Source organism: Streptomyces sp. NPDC002306 (genome assembly GCF_053593435.1).
This window is the reverse complement of record NZ_JBSFCK010000001.1, coordinates 466,783-483,284: the sequence shown is the minus strand read 5'-3', so window position 1 is coordinate 483,284 and position 16,502 is coordinate 466,783. Positions and strand designations below refer to the sequence as shown.

The window sequence follows — 16,502 nt, the reverse complement described above, 5'->3', positions numbered from 1 at the left end:
CACGACACCGGCAGTGTCGGCCACGGCCCCGGATCCCGCGCCGGGGCCGCCCGTCGAGAGGAGCCGCAGCCTTGAACACGCACGCCTCGGTCGTCGTGATCGGCGGCGGAGTGATGGGCACGAGCATCGCCTACCATCTGGCCGCCGCCGGCGTCCGCGACGTCGTTCTCCTCGAACGGGACGACCTCGGCTCCGGCTCGACGTCCAGGGCCGCGGGCGGCGTACGGGCGCAGTTCTCCGACGAGCTCAACGTGCGGCTCGGGGCACGCAGCCTGGAGGCGTTCGGCCGGTTCGGCGAGGAGATCGGCCCCGACATCGGGCTGCGCCGCGTCGGCTATCTCTTCCTGCTGTCCACGCCCGAGGAGGTCGACGCGTTCGAGGCGGGCGTGCGCCTGCAGAACTCCCTCGGAGTGCCCAGCCGCATCATCGACCCGCCGGAGGCCGCGCGGCTCTCCCCGCTGATCGAGACGGAAGGCCTGCTGGCCGCGGCCTTCTCACCCGACGACGGCCACTGCACGCCCGAAGCCGTCGTCCACGGCTACGCGGCCGCCGCCCGCGGCCACGGCGCGCGCGTCCTGCGCCACACCGAGGCGACCGGTATCGAACTGCGCGGCGACACCATCACCGCCGTGACGACCACGCTGGGCCGGATCAGCACCGACACCGTGATCTGCGCGGCCGGCGCCTGGTCACGGGCGGTCGGCGCGATGGTCGGCGTCGACCTGCCGGTCCAGCCGCTGCGCCGGCAGATCGCGGTCACCGAACCCGTGCCCGGACTGCCGCCGGACCTGCCCATGACGATCGACTTCGCCAGCAGCCTCTACTTCCACGCCGAGGGTCCCGGCCTCCTCGTCGGCATGTCCGACCCCGACGAGCGGCCCGGCTTCGCCACCGACCCCCACGACCGCTGGATCCCCCGGCTGTACGCGGCGATGCAACGGCGTGCCCCGGCCCTGACCGGGCTGCGCCGCACCGGCGGCTGGGCGGGCCTGTACGAGGTCACCCCCGACCACAACGCGCTGATCGGTGAGGCGCCAGGACCCTCCCGCTTCCTGTACGCCACCGGGTTCTCCGGGCACGGTTTCCTCCAGGGACCCGCCGTCGGCGAGGTCGTGCGCGACCTGTACCTGGGCCGCGTACCCTTCGTGGACGTCGGTCCCCTGAGCGCCGGCCGGTTCGCGGCCGACGCCCCGCGCCCGGAGGTCAACCGCGTATGACGAAACGCCAGGAACCCCAGGAATCCCGCGAAGCCCAGGAAGCCCAGGCACCCCCGGAAGTCCTCGAACCTCCGCGACTTCATCTGTGGCTGCGCCACGAGGTCCGCGTCACCGAACGGCGGACGCCCCTCGTGCCGTCGGACGCCCGCCGGCTGGTGGAACGCGGGGTGACCCTGACCGTCGAGGAGTCCCCGCAACGGATCTTCCCGATCGAGGAGTACGAGGCGGCCGGCTGCGCGGTCGCCCCCGCGGGCTCCTGGGCCACCGGTGCGCCACGCTCGGCCGTGGTCGTCGGCCTGAAGGAACTACCGGACGTGCCGGCCGAGTTGAGTCATCGCCATGTCTTCTTCGGGCACGCCTACAAGGGGCAGCCCGCGGCCGCCGAACTGCTGCGGCGGTTCGCCGCCGGGGGCGGGGCGCTGCTCGACCTCGAATACCTGGTCGACGCCGACGGGCGCCGGCTCGCCGCCTTCGGCTTCTGGGCCGGCTACCTGGGCGCGGCCCTGGCGGTGCTGCACCGGCGCGGGCGACTGACCGCGCCGCTGCGGCCCACGGAGAAGGACGAACTGGACGAGACGCTGCGACCGGCCGCCGGGGACGCGGAGTTCACTGCCCTGGTGGTCGGCGCGCTGGGCCGCAGCGGCCGGGGCGCCCGTGCGGCCCTGCGCACGGCCGGCGTCGAGCCCACGAACTGGGATCTCGCCGAGACCCGCGACCTGGACCGCCGCGCCCTGCTGGACCACGACCTGATGGTCAACGCGGTCCTCGCCACCGCTCCCGTCCCGCCCTTCCTGCGCGCCGAGGACCTGGACGGCACCTCCCGACGGCTGCGCACGGTCTGCGACGTCACCTGCGACGCGGGCTCCCCGCTGAACGTCCTGCCCGTGTACGACCGCGCCACCGACTGGACGGAGCCGGTGCGCCGACTGCGCGAGGACCCCCCGTTCGACCTGATCGCCATCGACAACCTGCCGTCCCTGCTGCCGCGCGAGTCCAGCACCGACTTCTCGGCGGCCCTGCTGCCCCAGCTGCTGGAGTTCCCGGCCGGGGGCCCATGGGCGCGGTGTCTCGACCGGTTCCGTCGGGCCTGCCGTGAACTCGGCGTCACGGAAGGGGACTTCTGTCATGTCTGAGCGGGTGCCCGCGAGCGGTACCGTCCACTGGGTCGGCGCCGGACTGTCCACGGGCAGCGGACTGGCCGCCCTGTGCGAGGCGGCCGACCGGGTGCTGCTGTGGCACCGCACCGAGGACCGCGCCGCCGACGTCCTCGCCCGGCTGGGTCTCACCGGCCGGGCCGAGCCCCGCGCCTGCACGCTCCCGGCGCTGTCCGCGGAACTGGCCCCCGGTGACGTCGTCGTGTCGATGCTGCCCGCGTCCGAGCACGCGGTGCTGCTGGCGGAGTGCGTGGCCGAACGGGCCCACTTCGCCTGCTCCAGCTATGTGTCGGACGCGGTGTTGGAGCAGGTCCCGGCGGCCGGCAAGGCGGGCGTCGTGGTGCTCACCGAGACCGGGCTGGACCCGGGCATCGACCATCTCTTCGCGCACAGCCTGGTGGGCCGGGCCCGGACGGCGATCGGCGACGGCACGGCCGCCTCGTACACCCTCACCTCGTACTGCGGAGGTGTCCCGGCGGTCCCGAACGACTTCCGGTACCGCTTCAGCTGGGCGCCCGCCGGGGTCCTCAACGCCCTGCGCTCACCGGCCCGTTACATCGAGGACGGGGTCGAGACCACCGCCGCGCGCCCCTGGGAGGTCACCCGGCGGCACAGCGTCGACGGCGAGACCTTCGAGGTCTACCCCAACCGCGACAGCGTGCCCTTCGTCGAGCAGTACGGTCTGCCCGCCGCCTGGCGGCCGCGGACCTTCGTGCGCGGCACCCTCCGGCTGGACGGCTGGCTGCACGCCTGGGACGCGGTGTTCGAGGAGCTGAAGGGCGGCGACGACTCGCGCATCACCGCCCTGGCGCGGGAGTTGGCGCGGACGTACCCCACCACGGACGCCGACCGGGACCGGGTGGTGCTCGCGGTGTCGCTCGACGTGAGCGGCGGCGGGCGGACCTGGTCCGGTGGCTACCTCCTCGACCTGGCCGGGGACGCGGGGGAGAGCGCGATGGCCCGCTGTGTCTCGCGTCCGCTCGCCCTCGGGGTCCGCCACATCCTGGACGGCTCCCTGCCCGCGGGTCTGAACCGGGCCGCCGGGACGCCCGCGCGCTCTGAGCGGTGGCTGGACGAACTCGCCCGGGACGGAGTCGAGTTCACCCTGCGCACCAGCGACTGAGGGGCTGTGCCGGCCGGCGTCAGTCCGCGACGGCCTCGTGCACCAGCCGCTTCAGGTCCTGGAAGAGGGTGTGCGAGGTCCGCGGCCGTACCTGGGTGAGGAACTGTACGGTCAGGTCCCGGCTCGGGTCGACCCAGAACGTCGTCGTCGCCACCCCGCTCCAGCCGTACATGCCGAGGCCGGTCGCGGCCTTGGTACGGGCCGGGTCGATGACCACCGAGACCCCCAGACCGAAGCCGACGCCCTCGTTGCCGGGCTCGTCGTGGGCGGGACGGCTGCCGAAGGTGCGCATGTCGACACCGCCGGGCAGGTGGTTGCTGGTCATGAGGTCCACGCTGTCGGCGGTGAGCAGCCGGGTGCCGTCGAGCTCGCCGCGCCGGCGCAGCAGCTCGGTGAAGCGGTGGACGTCGTGCGCGCTCGCCACCATGCCACCGCTGCCGGACAGGAACCGGGGCCGGCCGTGCAGCGGCAGTCCCGGGATCGGCTCGATCCCGCCGTCGCCGGTCTCCCCGTACAACTCGGAGAGCCTGCGGTCCTGTTCGTCGGTGACGCAGAAGCCGGCGTCCGTCATGCCCAGCGGTCCGAAGATCCGCTCGGCGAGGAACACGTCGAGCGGCTGCCCGGACACCACCTCGATCACCCGGCCGAGGACGTTGGTGGCGACCGAGTAGTTCCACTGCGTGCCCGGCTCGAACTGCAGCGGCAGGCTCGCGTACACGTCGATCGTCTCCGCCAGGTTCGCGCCCGGCGGCACCGACGACTCCAGTCCGGCCGCGCGGTACAGCGCGTCGACCGGGTGCGAGTGGTAGAAGGCGAAGGTCAGGCCCGCGGTGTGGGTGAGCAGGTGCCGGATCAGGATCGGCCCGTCGGCCGGCCGGGTGGTGATCCCGTCGCCCGAGCCGTCGACGTACACCCGCGGGTGGGCGAAGGCCGGCAGGTGGCGGCCGACCGAGTCGTCGAGCGACAGTCGGCCCTCCTCCACCAGCAGCAGCGCGGCGACCGTGGTCACGGGCTTGGTCATCGAGTAGATCCGGTACAGGGTGTCGGACTCGACGGGCAGACCGGCGGCGATGTCGCGGTGGCCGTGCGTCGTCACGTGGGCGACGCGGCCGCCACGGGAGATCGCCACGAGATAGCCGGGCAGCCGCCCCGCGTCGACCTGATGGGCGAAGTGCCGGTCGAGCCGGTTCAGCACCTTCGGATCCAGTCCGGCCTCACCCGGGTCGATCTCTTGTCGCAGCTGTGCCATCGTTCTCCTCCGGTCGTGCGTACGAGGTGCCGTCGGGAATACCCGGCCTCGATCACCTCACTCCTCATGGTCGCGCAGGATTACCTGAACCGGCCCCTTCTGACGTGTGTTCGAGTGCCGCCGTGACGTATTGCACGGGCAGCCGCCGTTTCGCCGGGGTCATCCGGCTGTCTCCGGTCCGAGGTGCGCGTCGAGCGTCGACCGCAGCAGGGGTTCCACGTCCCGCGACCCGGTGGCGAGTTGGAGGCTGCCCCAGCTCCACAGCTGGGCGATGCCGTGCAGGTTCGCCCACAGCGCGCCCGCGACGGCCCTGGCGTCCGCGTCGGGCCGGATCCGTCCCACGAGGTCCGCCAGGGCGCCGAAGAGCGGCAGACTGGCGTCCCGTAGCCCGAGATGCCCGCTCTCCAGCAGATCATGACGGAACATCAGTTCATACATCCCGCGGTTGCCCAGGGCGAACTCCAGGTACGCCCGGCCCAGTCGGGTCAGCCGCGTCCGGGGACCGGCGTCCGGGTCCTCGTCGATCACCACCGTCACCCGGGCGGCCAGGTCGGCGAAGCCGCGGCGCGCGATGGCGGAGAGCAGCTCCAGATGGGTGGGGAAATGGCGGCGCGGCGCCCCGTGCGAGACACCGGCCCTGCGGGCGATCTCCCGCAGGGTCAGCGCCGCCGCGCCCTCGTCGGCGACCAGGCCGACGCCGACGTCGACCAGCCGTTCGCGCAGCCCGGTCCCGGGCTCTGTCGTGGACATGAACCCTGTCTACCAGCAAGTTGTAGACACTGTCTACGTCGACGCGCCGTGTCGTTCGCACTCCGGCCCGGACGGGAATACGCGGCTCGGGGAGACCGGTTGACGGGGGTATGACTCAGGACGCGACGCAGGACGCACTGCTGGAGCTGCTCTCCGAGAGCGGCGGCGGGGTGCTGGTCACCCTCAAGCGCGACGGCCGCCCCCAGCTGTCGAACGTCAGCCACGCCTACTACCCCGACGAGGGGGTCATCCGGGTCTCGCTCACCGACGACCGGGCCAAGACCCGCAACCTGCGCCGGGACCCGCGCGCCTCCTACCACGTGACCAGCGCCGACCGGTGGGCCTACACGGTCGCCGAGGGCACGGCGGACCTGACTCCGGTCGCGAAGGACCCGCACGACGACACGGTCGAGGAACTCGTCCGCCTCTACCGTGACATCCAGGGCGAGCACCCCGACTGGGACGACTACCGGGCGGCCATGGTCCGCGACGGCCGGCTCGTACTGCGGCTGCGCGTCGAACGCGCGTACGGGCTGCCGCGGCGCTAGTCCCGCCACACAGCGGTATCGGGCCGTGCGGGGCGACAGACCTAGGACTCGGGGCCCGGGCCGGACGGCCGATGGTCCGGCGGGCACGGATTTCCTAGGCTGCTCGCAGATCACCGCCTGTGAGGAGACGTCCTGATGCCCGTCGACGGCCGCAGTCACATCCGTATCGCCCGCCCGTCCCGCGATCTGGCCGTGGCCGAGCGCTTCTGGGCTGCGGGGCTCGGGCTGAGCGTCGTCTGGCGCGCCGAGGGCGGCACGGAGCCCGGCGAGCACGACCTGCTCATGCTCGGCTGGCCGGACGCCCACTGGCACCTGGAACTCGTGCACGAGCCCGGCCTTCCCGTCGAGCCCCGCCCCACGGAGGAGGACCTGCTCGTCGTCTACGTCGACGGCCCGGTGCCGGAGGAACTGGTCACCCGGCTCGAAGCACACGGCGGCAGGCGGGTGCCGTCGCCCAACCCCTACTGGAACGAGTGGGGCGTGACCGTCCAGGACCCGGACGGGTACCGGCTGGTCCTGTGCCGGCGAGGCTGGTCCAACGTCTGACGCGGCCCGACAGGCGGCCCGACGGGCGGGGCGGCGGCGCGCGGCGTCACGGGGTCGCGCCCGAAGCGTTCTCCCGCGCTCGGTCCGCCGCGCGCTCCGCCGTCAGATAGGCGATCACCATGTCGCCGAGCATGGCGCGGTGGCGCTCGCGCCGGGCGGGGTCGACCAGGTCGCGGCCGAACAGGGCGCCGAAGGTGTGCCGGTTGGAGACCCGGAAGAAGCAGAAGGAGCTGATCATCGCGTGCAGGTCGACGGCGTCGACGTCGGCCGTGAACAGCCCCGACTCCTGGCCGGAGACCAGGATGCGGCGGATCACGTCCAGCGCGGGCGAGCCGATCCGCCCGAGCTTCGCGGAGGCCGCGATGTGCACGGCCCCGTGGATGTTCTCGATGCTCACCAGGCGGATGAAGTCCGGGTGCCGCTCATGGTGGTCGAAGGTGACCTCGGCCAGCCGCCGCATGGCCGCCACCGGGTCCAGCCGCTCGACGTCCAGCTCCTGTTCGGCCCTGCGGATCACCGCGTACGCCCGCTCCAGGACGGCCGTGAACAACTGGTCCTTGCCGCCGAAGTAGTAGTAGATCATCCGCTTCGTGGTGCGGGTGCGGGCGGCTATCTCGTCCACCCGCGCCCCGTCGTAGCCGGCCCGGGCGAACTCCTGTGTGGCGACGTCGAGGATCTCGGCCCGGGTCCGGGCGGCGTCGCGGATCCGCTCGTCGGGTCGTGCCGGTTCGTCGACGCTGGGCATCGGGTTCCTTCGGGCGTAGGGCCAGTGCCGGTGATTGTAGAAGCCGGGCCGGTCGGCGCTGTCGGGGTCGGCCCGGGATGCCCGGGTCACGTCCGCCGACCGGCCGCGGCGATGGGCCCGGTCCGTTCGCCGAACGGACCGGGCCCATGTGCGCGGCGCTACGGCCGCATGTTCCACTCCGCGATCACCGGTCGGTCGTGTTCCGTCGACAACCGGCTGACCGTGGCCGTCGCCAGCTGGAACAGCCGGCCCTCCGCCGGTGACAGCCCCAGCCGGCGGGCCGTCAGCACCCGCAGGAAGTGGGCGTGGGCGACGAGCAGCACGTCACCGTCCGCGAGTGCCTCGTCGACCCGGGACAGCACCCGGTCGGCGCGCAGGCCCACCTCCGCGGGCGACTCGCCCGGGTGGTCCTGCGGGCCCGGCGGGACGCCGTCGTCCCACAGGTACCAGTCGGGCCGGGTGCGGTGTATCTCCACGGTGGTGACGCCCTCGTAGCCGCCGTAGTCCCACTCGTGCAGGTCGGGATCGGTCACGGTCCCCGTCACGCCGGCGAGTTCGGCGGTGCGCACCGCCCGGTGCAGCGGGCTGGTCAGCGCCAGCGCGTAGGTCCGGGCGGACAGGAGCGGAGCCAGGGACTTGGCCTCCTCCTCGCCGTGCCCCGTCAGGGGCAGGTCCGTGTAACTGGTGTGCCGGCCCGACGCGCTCCACTCGGTCTCGCCGTGTCGGACCAGCAGGAGATCACCCACGGCCGGGTCTACTTCGCCGACTCGACGGCGTGACCGCCGAACTGGTTGCGCAGGGCCGCGATCATCTTCATCTGCGGCGAGTCGTCCTGGCGGGACGCGAACCGGGCGAAGAGGGAGGCGGTGATGGCCGGGAGCGGCACCGAGTTGTCGATGGCCGCCTCGACGGTCCACCGGCCCTCGCCGGAGTCCTGGGCGTAGCCCTTCAGTTTGTGCAGGTGCTCGTCCTCGTCGAGGGCGTTGACGGCCAGGTCCAGCAGCCAGGAGCGGATGACCGTGCCGTCCTGCCAGGACCGGAAGACCTCGCGCACGTCCGTGACGGAGTCGACCTTCTCCAGCAGCTCCCAGCCCTCGGCGTAGGCCTGCATCATGGCGTACTCGATGCCGTTGTGGACCATCTTGGAGAAGTGGCCGGCGCCGACCTTGCCCGCGTGGACGTAGCCGTACGGGCCCTCCGGCTTGAGCGCCTCGAAGATCGGCTGGAGGCGTTCGACGTGCTCCTTGTCGCCGCCGACCATCAGGGCGTAGCCGTTCTCCAGGCCCCAGACGCCGCCGGAGACACCCGCGTCGACGAAGCCGATGCCCCGGGTGCCGAGCTCCTCGGCGTGCTTCTCGTCGTCCGTCCAGCGGGAGTTGCCACCGTCGACGAGGACGTCGCCGGCCTCCAGCAGACCGCCGAGCTCGTCGACGACCGACTGGGTGGCGGCGCCCGCCGGGACCATCACCCAGACGGTGCGCGGCGCCTGGAGGCCGTCGACCAGCTCGGCCAGGCTGCTCACGTCGGAGACCTCGGGGTTGCGGTCGTAGCCGATGACGGTGTGGCCGGCGCGGCGGATCCGCTCGCGCATGTTGCCGCCCATCTTGCCGAGACCGATGAGTCCGATCTGCATGTCAGTTCACTTCCTAAGCGTGCGGTAAGCGGCGACGAGGGCAGTGGTGGAGGGGTCCAGACCGGGCACGTCCGCGCCCTCGGTCAGGGCCGGTTCGACCCGCTTGGCCAGGACCTTGCCCAGCTCCACGCCCCACTGGTCGAAGGAGTCGATGTTCCACACCGCGCCCTGGACGAACACCTTGTGCTCGTAGAGCGCGATCAGCTGGCCGAGGACCGACGGGGTCAGCTCGGGCGCCAGGATGGTCGTGGTGGGGTGGTTCCCCCGGAACGTGCGGTGCGCCACCTGCTCCTCGGCCACGCCCTCCGCGCGGACCTCCTCGGCGGTCTTGCCGAAGGCGAGCGCCTGGGTCTGCGCGAAGAAGTTGGCCATCAACAGGTCGTGCTGGGCGGCGAGTTCGCCGCTCAGCTCGGGCACGGGCCGGGCGAAGCCGATGAAGTCCGCCGGGATGAGCTTCGTGCCCTGGTGGATCAACTGGTAGTAGGCGTGCTGCCCGTTGGTGCCGGGCGTGCCCCACACCACCGGGCCGGTCTGCCACTCGACCGGGTTGCCGTCGCGGTCCACCGACTTGCCGTTGGACTCCATGTCCAGCTGCTGCAGGTAGGCGGTGAACTTGGAGAGGTAGTGCGAGTACGGGAGCACCGCGTGCGACTGGGCGTCGTGGAAGTTCCCGTACCAGATGCCCAGCAGGCCGAGCAGCAGTGGCGCGTTGGCCTCGGCGGGCGCGGTGCGGAAGTGCTCGTCGACGAGGTGGAAGCCGTCGAGCAGCTCGCGGAACCGGTCCGGGCCGACGGCGATCATCAACGACAGGCCGATCGCCGAGTCGAAGGAGTAACGGCCGCCGACCCAGTCCCAGAACTCGAACATGTTGTCCGGGTCGATGCCGAACTCGGTGACCTTCCCGGAGTTCGTCGACAGCGCCACGAAGTGCTTCGCGACCGCCTTGTCCTCGCCGCCGAGCCCCGCCAGCAGCCAGGACCGGGCCGAGGTGGCGTTGGTGATGGTCTCGATGGTGGTGAACGTCTTCGACGCCACCACGAACAGCGTCTCCGCCGGGTCGAGGTCACGGGTGGCCTCGTGCAGGTCGGCGCCGTCCACGTTGGACACGAACCGGAACGTCAGATCCCGTGCCGTGTAGGCGCGCAGCGCCTCGTACGCCATCGCCGGGCCGAGGTCGGAGCCGCCGATGCCGATGTTGACGACGTTCCTGATGCGCTTGCCGGTGTGACCGGTCCACTCGCCCGAGCGGACCCGGTCCGCGAAGGCGGCCATCTTGTCGAGGACCGCGTGCACGGCGGGCACCACGTTCTCGCCGTCGACCTCGACCACCGCGCCGCGCGGGGCGCGAAGCGCGGTGTGCAGCACCGCCCGGTCCTCGGTCGTGTTGATCTTCTCGCCGCGGAACATGGCGTCCCGCAGTCCGGACACGTCGGTGGCGGCGGCCAGCTCACGCAGCAGGGCGAGGGTCTCGTCGGTGACGAGGTGCTTGGAGTAGTCGATCCGCAGATCGCCCACGCGCACCACGTAGCGCTCCGCGCGAGCGGGGTCGGCCGCGAACAGCTCACGCAGCCGGGTGCCGGACTGCCACGCGGCGCGGTGGTCGGCGAGCGCCGTCCACTCCGGGCGCCGGGTGGGCAGGGGGGAGTCAGGCATGGGAGGGGGTCTCCTTGGTGCCGTCGCCCCGCAGGGCGATGGCGTACATCTCGTCGGCGTCGAGGCGGCGGAGCTCCTCGGCGATGAGTTCGGAGGTGGTGCGGACCTTCAGCGCGAGGGTGCGCGACGGCTGGCCCGGCAGGGTCAGCGTGGCGAGCGGGCCCTCGGGCCGGTCGATGACGATCTCGCCGCTCGCGGTGCCCAGCCGTACGGCCGTGACGACCGGCCCGGCGGTGACCACGCGGTCGACCTTGACCTTCAGCCGGGCCTCCAGCCACCGGGCGAGCAGCTCGGCGCTGGGATTGTCGGCCTCGCTCTCCACGGCCGCCGAGGTGATCTTCGCGCGGGCCTGGTCCAGGGCCGCGGCGAGCATCGAGCGCCACGGGGTCAGCCGGGTCCAGGCGAGGTCGGTGTCGCCGGGGGCGTAGGACTTCCCCCGCGCCTCCAGCGCCTTGAGGGGCGTCTCGACGGCGTACATGTCGGTGATCCGGCGCTGGGCGAGCGCGCCCAGCGGGTCCTTGGCGGGCACGTCGGGCGCGTCCACCGGCCACCAGACGACGACGGGCGCGTCCGGCAGCAGCAGCGGCAGCACCACCGAGTCGGCGTGGTCGGACACCTCGCCGTAGGTGCGCAGCACGACGGTCTCGCCGGTGCCCGCGTCGGCGCCCACCCGCACCTCGGCGTCGAGGCGGGAGTTGGTGCGGTCGCGCGGGGTGCGGGCGTGCCGCTTGATGACGACCAGGGTGCGCGAGGGGTGCTCGTGCGAGGCCTCCTCGGCCGCCTTGATCGAGTCGTAGGCGTTCTCCTCGTCCGTGACGATGACCATCGTCAGGACCATGCCCACGGCGGGGGTGCCGATGTCCCGGCGACCCTGCACGAGCGCCTTGTTGATCTTGCTTGCCGTGGTGTCGGTCAGGTCGATCTTCATGGCCTGCGCCAGCTCCGTCCGTCTCGTGCGAGCATCTCGTCGGCTTCCTCGGGTCCCCAGCTGCCCGAGGCGTACTGGGCCGGCGCGCCGTGCTCCGTCCAGTACTCCTCGATGGGGTCGAGGATCTTCCAGGACTCTTCCACTTCCTGGTGACGGGGGAACAGGTTGGCGTCGCCGAGCAGTACATCCAGGATGAGCCGCTCGTACGCCTCCGGGCTGGACTCGGTGAACGACTCGCCGTACGCGAAGTCCATCGTCACGTCCCGGATCTCCATCGACGTACCCGGCACCTTCGAACCGAACCGGACCGTCATGCCCTCGTCGGGCTGGACGCGGATGACGATCGCGTTCTGGCCGAGCTCCTCGGTGGCGGTGGAGTCGAAGGGGGAGTGCGGCGCGCGCTGGAAGACGACCGCGATCTCGGTGACCCGGCGGCCCAGCCGCTTGCCGGTGCGCAGGTAGAACGGGACGCCCGCCCAGCGGCGGTTGTCGATCTCCAGTTTGACGGCGGCGTAGGTGTCGGTCTTCGACTTGGGGTCGATGCCGTCCTCCTGGAGGTAGCCGACGACCTTCTCGCCGCCCTGCCAGCCCTGCGCGTACTGCCCCCGGACGGTGTGGTCGCCCAGTTCCCCGGGCAGCCGCACCGACTTCAGCACCTTCAGCTTCTCGGTGAGCAGCGACTCGGCGTCGAAGGCGATGGGCTCCTCCATGGCGGTGAGCGCCATCAGCTGGAGCAGGTGGTTCTGGATGACGTCACGGGCCGAGCCGATGCCGTCGTAGTAGCCGGCCCGGCCGCCGATGCCGATGTCCTCGGCCATGGTGATCTGCACGTGGTCGACATAGGAGCGGTTCCAGATCGGCTCGTACATCTGGTTGGCGAAGCGCAGCGCCAGGATGTTCTGGACGGTCTCCTTGCCCAGGTAGTGGTCGATGCGGAACACCTGGTCCGGCTCGAACACGTCGTGCACCACGCGGTTGAGTTCCCGGGCGCTGGTCAGGTCGTGGCCGAACGGCTTCTCGATGACCCCGCGCCGCCAGGAGCCCTCCGGGGCGTCGGCCAGGCCGTGCTTCTTCAGCTGCCGGACGACCTTCGGGAAGAACTTCGGCGGGACCGAGAGGTAGAAGGCGAAGTTGCCGCCGGTGCCCCGGGAGGCGTCGAGCTCCTCGACGGCCTCCCGCAGCTGCTTGAACGCGGTGTCGTCGTCGAAGTCGCCGGGGATGAACCGCATGCCCTCGGCCAGCTGCTGCCAGACCTCCTCGCGGAACTCCGTCCGGGAGTGCTCGCGGACCGCGTCGTGCACGACCTGCGCGAAGTCCTGGTCCTCCCAGTCGCGGCGGGCGAAGCCGACGAGCGAGAAGCCCGGCGGCAGCAGTCCGCGGTTGGCCAGGTCGTAGACGGCCGGCATCAGCTTCTTGCGGGAGAGGTCACCGGTGACGCCGAAGATGACGAGCCCGGACGGGCCCGCGATCCGCGGCAGCCGGCGGTCCCGCGCGTCGCGCAGCGGGTTGTCCCACTCCGCCGCCGGGACGATCGGGACCCGCACCGGCTCCGGTGCCGTCCCCTGGTCGGACGTGCCGGCCATCACGCGTCAACTCCCTTGCTGTCCAGGGACTTCGTCACGGCGTCCAGCAGCTCCTGCCAGGACACCTGGAACTTGGCGACACCCTCGTCCTCGAGCCGCCCGACGACCTCGTCGTAGGAGATGCCGAGCCGCTCCACGGCGGCGAGGTCGGCGCGGGCCTGGGCGTAGCCGCCGGTCACCGCGTCGCCGTGGATGTCCCCATGGTCGGCGGTGGCGTCGAGGGTGGCCTCCGGCATGGTGTTGACGGTGCCGGGTGCGACCAGTTCGTCGACGTACAGCGTGTCCTTGTACGCCGGGTCCTTCACGCCGGTGGAGGCCCACAGCGGGCGCTGCCTGTTCGCCCCGGAGCCCCCGAGCGCCGTCCAGCGGGCGCCGCCGAAGACGTCCTCGTACGCCTCGTAGGCGAGCCGTGCGTTGGCCAGCGCGGCCCTGCCCTTGAGCGCCAGCGCCTGGTCCGTGCCGATGGCCGTCAGGCGCTTGTCGATCTCGCTGTCGACGCGGGAGACGAAGAAGCTGGCCACGGAGTGGATCCGCGACAGGTCCAGGCCGCGCTCCTTGGCCTTCTCCAGCCCGGCGAGGTAGGCGTCCATGACCGCGCGGTAGCGCTCCAGCGAGAAGATCAGCGTGACGTTGACGCTGATGCCGAGGCCGATGACCTCGGTGATGGCCGGCAGACCCGCTTCGGTGGCCGGGATCTTGATCATGACGTTGGGGCGGTCGACCAGCCAGAACAGCTGCTTGGCCTCGGCGACGGTGGCCCGGGTGTCGTGGGCCAGACGGGGGTCGACCTCGATGGACACCCGGCCGTCACGGCCGGCGGTCGCGTCGTGGACGGGACGCAGGACATCGGCGGCCGCGCGCACGTCCGCGGTCGTCATCATCCGTACGGCCTCGTCCACCGTGACGCCCCGCACCGCCAGCTCGGCGAGCTGCTCCTCGTAGCCCGCGCCGGAGCCGATGGCGGCCTGGAAGATCGACGGGTTGGTGGTGACACCCACCACGTGCCGGTTCTCGACGAGTGCGGCGAGGTTGCCGGAGGTGATCCGCCCGCGCGAGAGGTCGTCCAACCAGATCGAGACGCCTTCGTCGCTGAGGCTCTTGAGGGCTCCCGCGGTCGCGGTTGCTTCGGTCACTGTGATCATCTTCTTTCTTGCGGTCGGATCAACCGCGCGCGGCGGCCAGGGATTCCCGGGCGGCCACGGCGACGTTCTCGGGGGTGAAGCCGTACGCGGCGAAAAGGGTCTTGGCGTCCGCGGAGGCGCCGAAGTGTTCGAGGGAGACGATGCGTCCTGCGTCACCTGTGAACCGGTACCACGTCAGACCGATGCCCGCCTCGATTGCGACGCGCGCCCGCACGGACGGCGGCAGGACCCGCTCGCGGTATTCACGCGGCTGCTCCTCGAACCACTCCACGGACGGCATCGACACGACGCGGGTGCCGATGCCCTCGGCCTCCAGCAACTCGCGTGCGGCGACGGCCAGCTGGACCTCGGAACCGGTGGCGATCAGTACGACGTCGGGGGCCGGCGTCGACGCGTCCCGCAGGACGTAGCCGCCCTTGGCGGCGTCCGGGTTCCGCGCGTAGGTCGGTACGCCCTGACGGGTGAGGGCGAGACCGTGCGGGGCCGGCGCGGAGCTGTGCCGGCGCAGGATCTCGGCCCAGGCGACGACCGTCTCGTTGGCGTCGGCCGGACGCACCACGTTCAGGCCGGGGATCGCCCGCAGAGCGGACAGGTGTTCGACAGGCTGATGGGTGGGGCCGTCCTCGCCGAGACCGACGGAATCGTGCGTCCACACGTACGTCACCGGCAGCTGCATCAGCGCGGACATGCGTACGGCGTTGCGCATGTAGTCGGAGAAGACCAGGAACGTGCCGCCGTAGATCCGGGTGTTGCCGTGCAGCGCGATGCCGTTCATCTCCGCGGCCATCGAGAACTCGCGGATGCCGAAGTGGACCGTGCGGCCGTACGGGTCCGCCTCCGGCAGCGGGTTGCCCGCGGGGAGGAAGGACGACGTCCCGTCGATGGTGGTGTTGTTCGAGCCGGCCAGGTCGGCGGAGCCGCCCCACAGCTCGGGCAGGACCGCGCCGAGCGACTGGAGGACCTTGCCGGAGGCCGCGCGGGTGGCGACGGCCTTGCCCTCCTCGAAGGCGGGCAGGGCGTCCTCCCAGCCCTCGGGCAGCAGGCCTGCCACGACCCGGTCGAACAGGCGGGCGCGCTCGGGCTCCGCGCCACGCCACTCCTGGATCCGCTTGCCCCAGGCGGCGTGCGCCTCGGCGCCCCGGTCCAGGGCCGTACGGGTGTGGGCGAGCACGTCGGGGTCGACCTGGAAGGACCGCTCGGGGTCGAAGCCGAGGAGGCGCTTGGTGGCCGCGACCTCGTCGTCACCGAGCGCCGAGCCATGGCTGGCCTCGGTGTTCCGCGCGTTAGGGGCCGGCCACGCGATGATCGTGCGCATCGCGACGATCGAGGGGCGCCCGGTCTCGGCCCGCGCCGCCGTCAGGGCCGCGTGCAGGGCGTGCACGTCGATGTCGCCGTCCGCGGTGGGCTCGATCCGCTGCACATGCCAGCCGTAGGCCTCGTACCGCTTCAGCACGTCCTCGGAGAACGCCGTGGCGGTGTCGCCCTCGATGGAGATGTGGTTGTCGTCGTAGACGAAGACCAGGTTGCCGAGCCGCTGGTGGCCGGCGAGGGAGGAGGCCTCCGCGGAGACGCCCTCCTGGAGGTCGCCGTCGGAGACGATCGCCCAGATGGTGTGGTCGAACGGGGACTCGCCCTCGGGGGCGTCCGGGTCGAACAGACCGCGCTCGTAGCGGGCGGCCATCGCCATGCCCACCGCGTTGGCGACGCCCTGGCCCAGCGGGCCGGTGGTGGTCTCGACGCCGGCCGTGTGGCCGTACTCCGGGTGTCCCGGGGTCTTCGAACCGTGCGTGCGGAACGCCTTCAGGTCGTCCAGCTCCAGCTCGTACCCGGCGAGGAAGAGCTGGGTGTACAGGGTGAGCGAGGTGTGGCCGGGGGACAGGACGAAGCGGTCACGGCCGGCCCACTCGGGGTCCGCCGGGTCGTGACGCATCACCTTCTGAAAGATCGTGTACGCCGCCGGAGCCAGGCTCATGGCGGTGCCCGGGTGGCCGTTGCCGACCCGCTGCACGGCGTCCGCCGCGAGCAGACGGGCGGTGTCGACGGCACGCCGGTCGAGTGCGGTCCACTCGAAGCTGTTCGTCGGGTGCGTGCTCATCTTCAAGAAATCCTCGATGGGAGCGGGAACTATCGTCTGACGTGTTCAAAATTAAAAGTCTGACTTTTACGAAGGAAGGTGGAGGTGTGCCAGCCTGTGGTGAAAGTGGGACACCGACAGCGCGACCAGAGCGGTA

At 71.7% G+C, this 16,502-nt stretch carries 15 protein-coding genes; 5 read left to right on the top strand and 10 right to left on the bottom strand.

The annotated features are described in order from the left end of the window. The first annotated feature begins 71 nt into the window (after window positions 1-71). From ACWCQK_RS02105 to ACWCQK_RS02095, 3 genes are read left to right on the top strand one after another with little or no spacing between them, the layout of a single operon-like run. Window positions 72-1,217 (top strand): NAD(P)/FAD-dependent oxidoreductase, encoded by a 1,146-nt coding sequence (locus ACWCQK_RS02105; RefSeq protein ID WP_451150860.1) that lies wholly within the window; start codon window positions 72-74, stop codon window positions 1,215-1,217. Then, window positions 1,214-2,350, top strand: coding sequence for a saccharopine dehydrogenase (locus tag ACWCQK_RS02100; protein ID WP_451150858.1), 1,137 nt, complete (start codon window positions 1,214-1,216; stop codon window positions 2,348-2,350). The genes ACWCQK_RS02105 and ACWCQK_RS02100 overlap by 4 nt, the downstream gene beginning before the upstream one ends. Next, window positions 2,343-3,494 (top strand): saccharopine dehydrogenase family protein, encoded by a 1,152-nt coding sequence (locus ACWCQK_RS02095; RefSeq protein WP_451150856.1) that lies wholly within the window; start codon window positions 2,343-2,345, stop codon window positions 3,492-3,494. The genes ACWCQK_RS02100 and ACWCQK_RS02095 overlap by 8 nt, the downstream gene beginning before the upstream one ends. Before the next feature lie 19 nt (window positions 3,495-3,513). Here the strand turns inward: ACWCQK_RS02095 and ACWCQK_RS02090 are convergent, their stop codons facing one another. Both ACWCQK_RS02090 and ACWCQK_RS02085 read right to left on the bottom strand, forming a co-directional pair. Next, entirely contained in the window at window positions 3,514-4,743 is a 1,230-nt protein-coding gene (locus tag ACWCQK_RS02090; RefSeq protein ID WP_451150854.1) for a serine hydrolase domain-containing protein, read from the bottom strand. Window positions 4,744-4,902: 159 nt separating this feature from the next. Further along, window positions 4,903-5,493 (bottom strand): TetR/AcrR family transcriptional regulator, encoded by a 591-nt coding sequence (locus ACWCQK_RS02085; protein WP_451150852.1) that lies wholly within the window; start codon window positions 5,491-5,493, stop codon window positions 4,903-4,905. A gap of 110 nt (window positions 5,494-5,603) precedes the next feature. Here ACWCQK_RS02085 and ACWCQK_RS02080 point away from each other — a divergent pair, with 110 nt between their 5' ends. Both ACWCQK_RS02080 and ACWCQK_RS02075 read left to right on the top strand, forming a co-directional pair. Beyond that, on the top strand, window positions 5,604-6,041 hold the full coding sequence (locus tag ACWCQK_RS02080; RefSeq protein WP_451150850.1) for a PPOX class F420-dependent oxidoreductase: 438 nt from the start codon (window positions 5,604-5,606) through the stop codon (window positions 6,039-6,041). A 135-nt stretch (window positions 6,042-6,176) separates the two neighbouring features. Continuing rightward, on the top strand, window positions 6,177-6,587 hold the full coding sequence (locus tag ACWCQK_RS02075; protein ID WP_451150848.1) for a VOC family protein: 411 nt from the start codon (window positions 6,177-6,179) through the stop codon (window positions 6,585-6,587). 46 nt (window positions 6,588-6,633) lie between these two features. Here ACWCQK_RS02075 and ACWCQK_RS02070 read toward each other — a convergent pair whose 3' ends face one another. From ACWCQK_RS02070 to tkt, 8 genes are all read right to left on the bottom strand, one after another. Continuing rightward, a complete protein-coding gene (locus tag ACWCQK_RS02070) occupies window positions 6,634-7,332 on the bottom strand; it encodes a TetR/AcrR family transcriptional regulator (RefSeq protein WP_451150846.1) in 699 nt (232 codons plus the stop codon). 158 nt (window positions 7,333-7,490) lie between these two features. Further along, window positions 7,491-8,078, bottom strand: a complete 588-nt coding sequence (locus ACWCQK_RS02065; protein ID WP_451150844.1) for a histidine phosphatase family protein — start codon at window positions 8,076-8,078, stop codon at window positions 7,491-7,493. 8 nt (window positions 8,079-8,086) lie between these two features. Further along, entirely contained in the window at window positions 8,087-8,965 is an 879-nt protein-coding gene (gnd, locus tag ACWCQK_RS02060; RefSeq protein ID WP_451150842.1) for a phosphogluconate dehydrogenase (NAD(+)-dependent, decarboxylating), read from the bottom strand. A 6-nt stretch (window positions 8,966-8,971) separates the two neighbouring features. Further along, window positions 8,972-10,618 (bottom strand): glucose-6-phosphate isomerase, encoded by a 1,647-nt coding sequence (pgi, locus tag ACWCQK_RS02055; RefSeq protein WP_451150840.1) that lies wholly within the window; start codon window positions 10,616-10,618, stop codon window positions 8,972-8,974. After that, complete coding sequence (gene opcA, locus ACWCQK_RS02050; RefSeq protein WP_451150838.1) at window positions 10,611-11,546, bottom strand: glucose-6-phosphate dehydrogenase assembly protein OpcA; 936 nt, start codon at window positions 11,544-11,546, stop codon at window positions 10,611-10,613. The genes pgi and opcA overlap by 8 nt, the downstream gene beginning before the upstream one ends. After that, window positions 11,543-13,129, bottom strand: coding sequence for a glucose-6-phosphate dehydrogenase (gene zwf / locus ACWCQK_RS02045; protein WP_451150836.1), 1,587 nt, complete (start codon window positions 13,127-13,129; stop codon window positions 11,543-11,545). The genes opcA and zwf overlap by 4 nt, the downstream gene beginning before the upstream one ends. Then, a complete protein-coding gene (gene tal, locus ACWCQK_RS02040; protein WP_451150834.1) occupies window positions 13,129-14,271 on the bottom strand; it encodes a transaldolase in 1,143 nt (380 codons plus the stop codon). The genes zwf and tal overlap by 1 nt, the downstream gene beginning before the upstream one ends. Window positions 14,272-14,290: 19 nt before the next feature. Beyond that, window positions 14,291-16,366 carry a transketolase gene (tkt, locus tag ACWCQK_RS02035; RefSeq protein ID WP_451150832.1) on the bottom strand — a complete coding sequence of 692 codons (2,076 nt, stop codon included), beginning with the start codon at window positions 16,364-16,366 and terminating at the stop codon, window positions 14,291-14,293. Window positions 16,367-16,502 lie beyond the last annotated feature (136 nt).

Coding starts and splice junctions, on each gene's coding strand:
- ACWCQK_RS02090 (WP_451150854.1), bottom strand. CDS start 4,743: ATGGCACAGCTGCGACAAGAGATCGACCCGGGTGAGGCCGGACTGGAT.
- gnd (WP_451150842.1), bottom strand. CDS start 8,965: ATGCAGATCGGACTCATCGGTCTCGGCAAGATGGGCGGCAACATGCGC.
- opcA (WP_451150838.1), bottom strand. CDS start 11,546: ATGAAGATCGACCTGACCGACACCACGGCAAGCAAGATCAACAAGGCG.
- ACWCQK_RS02095 (WP_451150856.1), top strand. CDS start 2,343: ATGTCTGAGCGGGTGCCCGCGAGCGGTACCGTCCACTGGGTCGGCGCC.
- tkt (WP_451150832.1), bottom strand. CDS start 16,366: ATGAGCACGCACCCGACGAACAGCTTCGAGTGGACCGCACTCGACCGG.
- ACWCQK_RS02080 (WP_451150850.1), top strand. CDS start 5,604: ATGACTCAGGACGCGACGCAGGACGCACTGCTGGAGCTGCTCTCCGAG.
- zwf (WP_451150836.1), bottom strand. CDS start 13,129: ATGGCCGGCACGTCCGACCAGGGGACGGCACCGGAGCCGGTGCGGGTC.
- ACWCQK_RS02070 (WP_451150846.1), bottom strand. CDS start 7,332: ATGCCCAGCGTCGACGAACCGGCACGACCCGACGAGCGGATCCGCGAC.
- tal (WP_451150834.1), bottom strand. CDS start 14,271: ATGATCACAGTGACCGAAGCAACCGCGACCGCGGGAGCCCTCAAGAGC.
- ACWCQK_RS02075 (WP_451150848.1), top strand. CDS start 6,177: ATGCCCGTCGACGGCCGCAGTCACATCCGTATCGCCCGCCCGTCCCGC.
- ACWCQK_RS02100 (WP_451150858.1), top strand. CDS start 1,214: ATGACGAAACGCCAGGAACCCCAGGAATCCCGCGAAGCCCAGGAAGCC.
- ACWCQK_RS02085 (WP_451150852.1), bottom strand. CDS start 5,493: ATGTCCACGACAGAGCCCGGGACCGGGCTGCGCGAACGGCTGGTCGAC.
- pgi (WP_451150840.1), bottom strand. CDS start 10,618: ATGCCTGACTCCCCCCTGCCCACCCGGCGCCCGGAGTGGACGGCGCTC.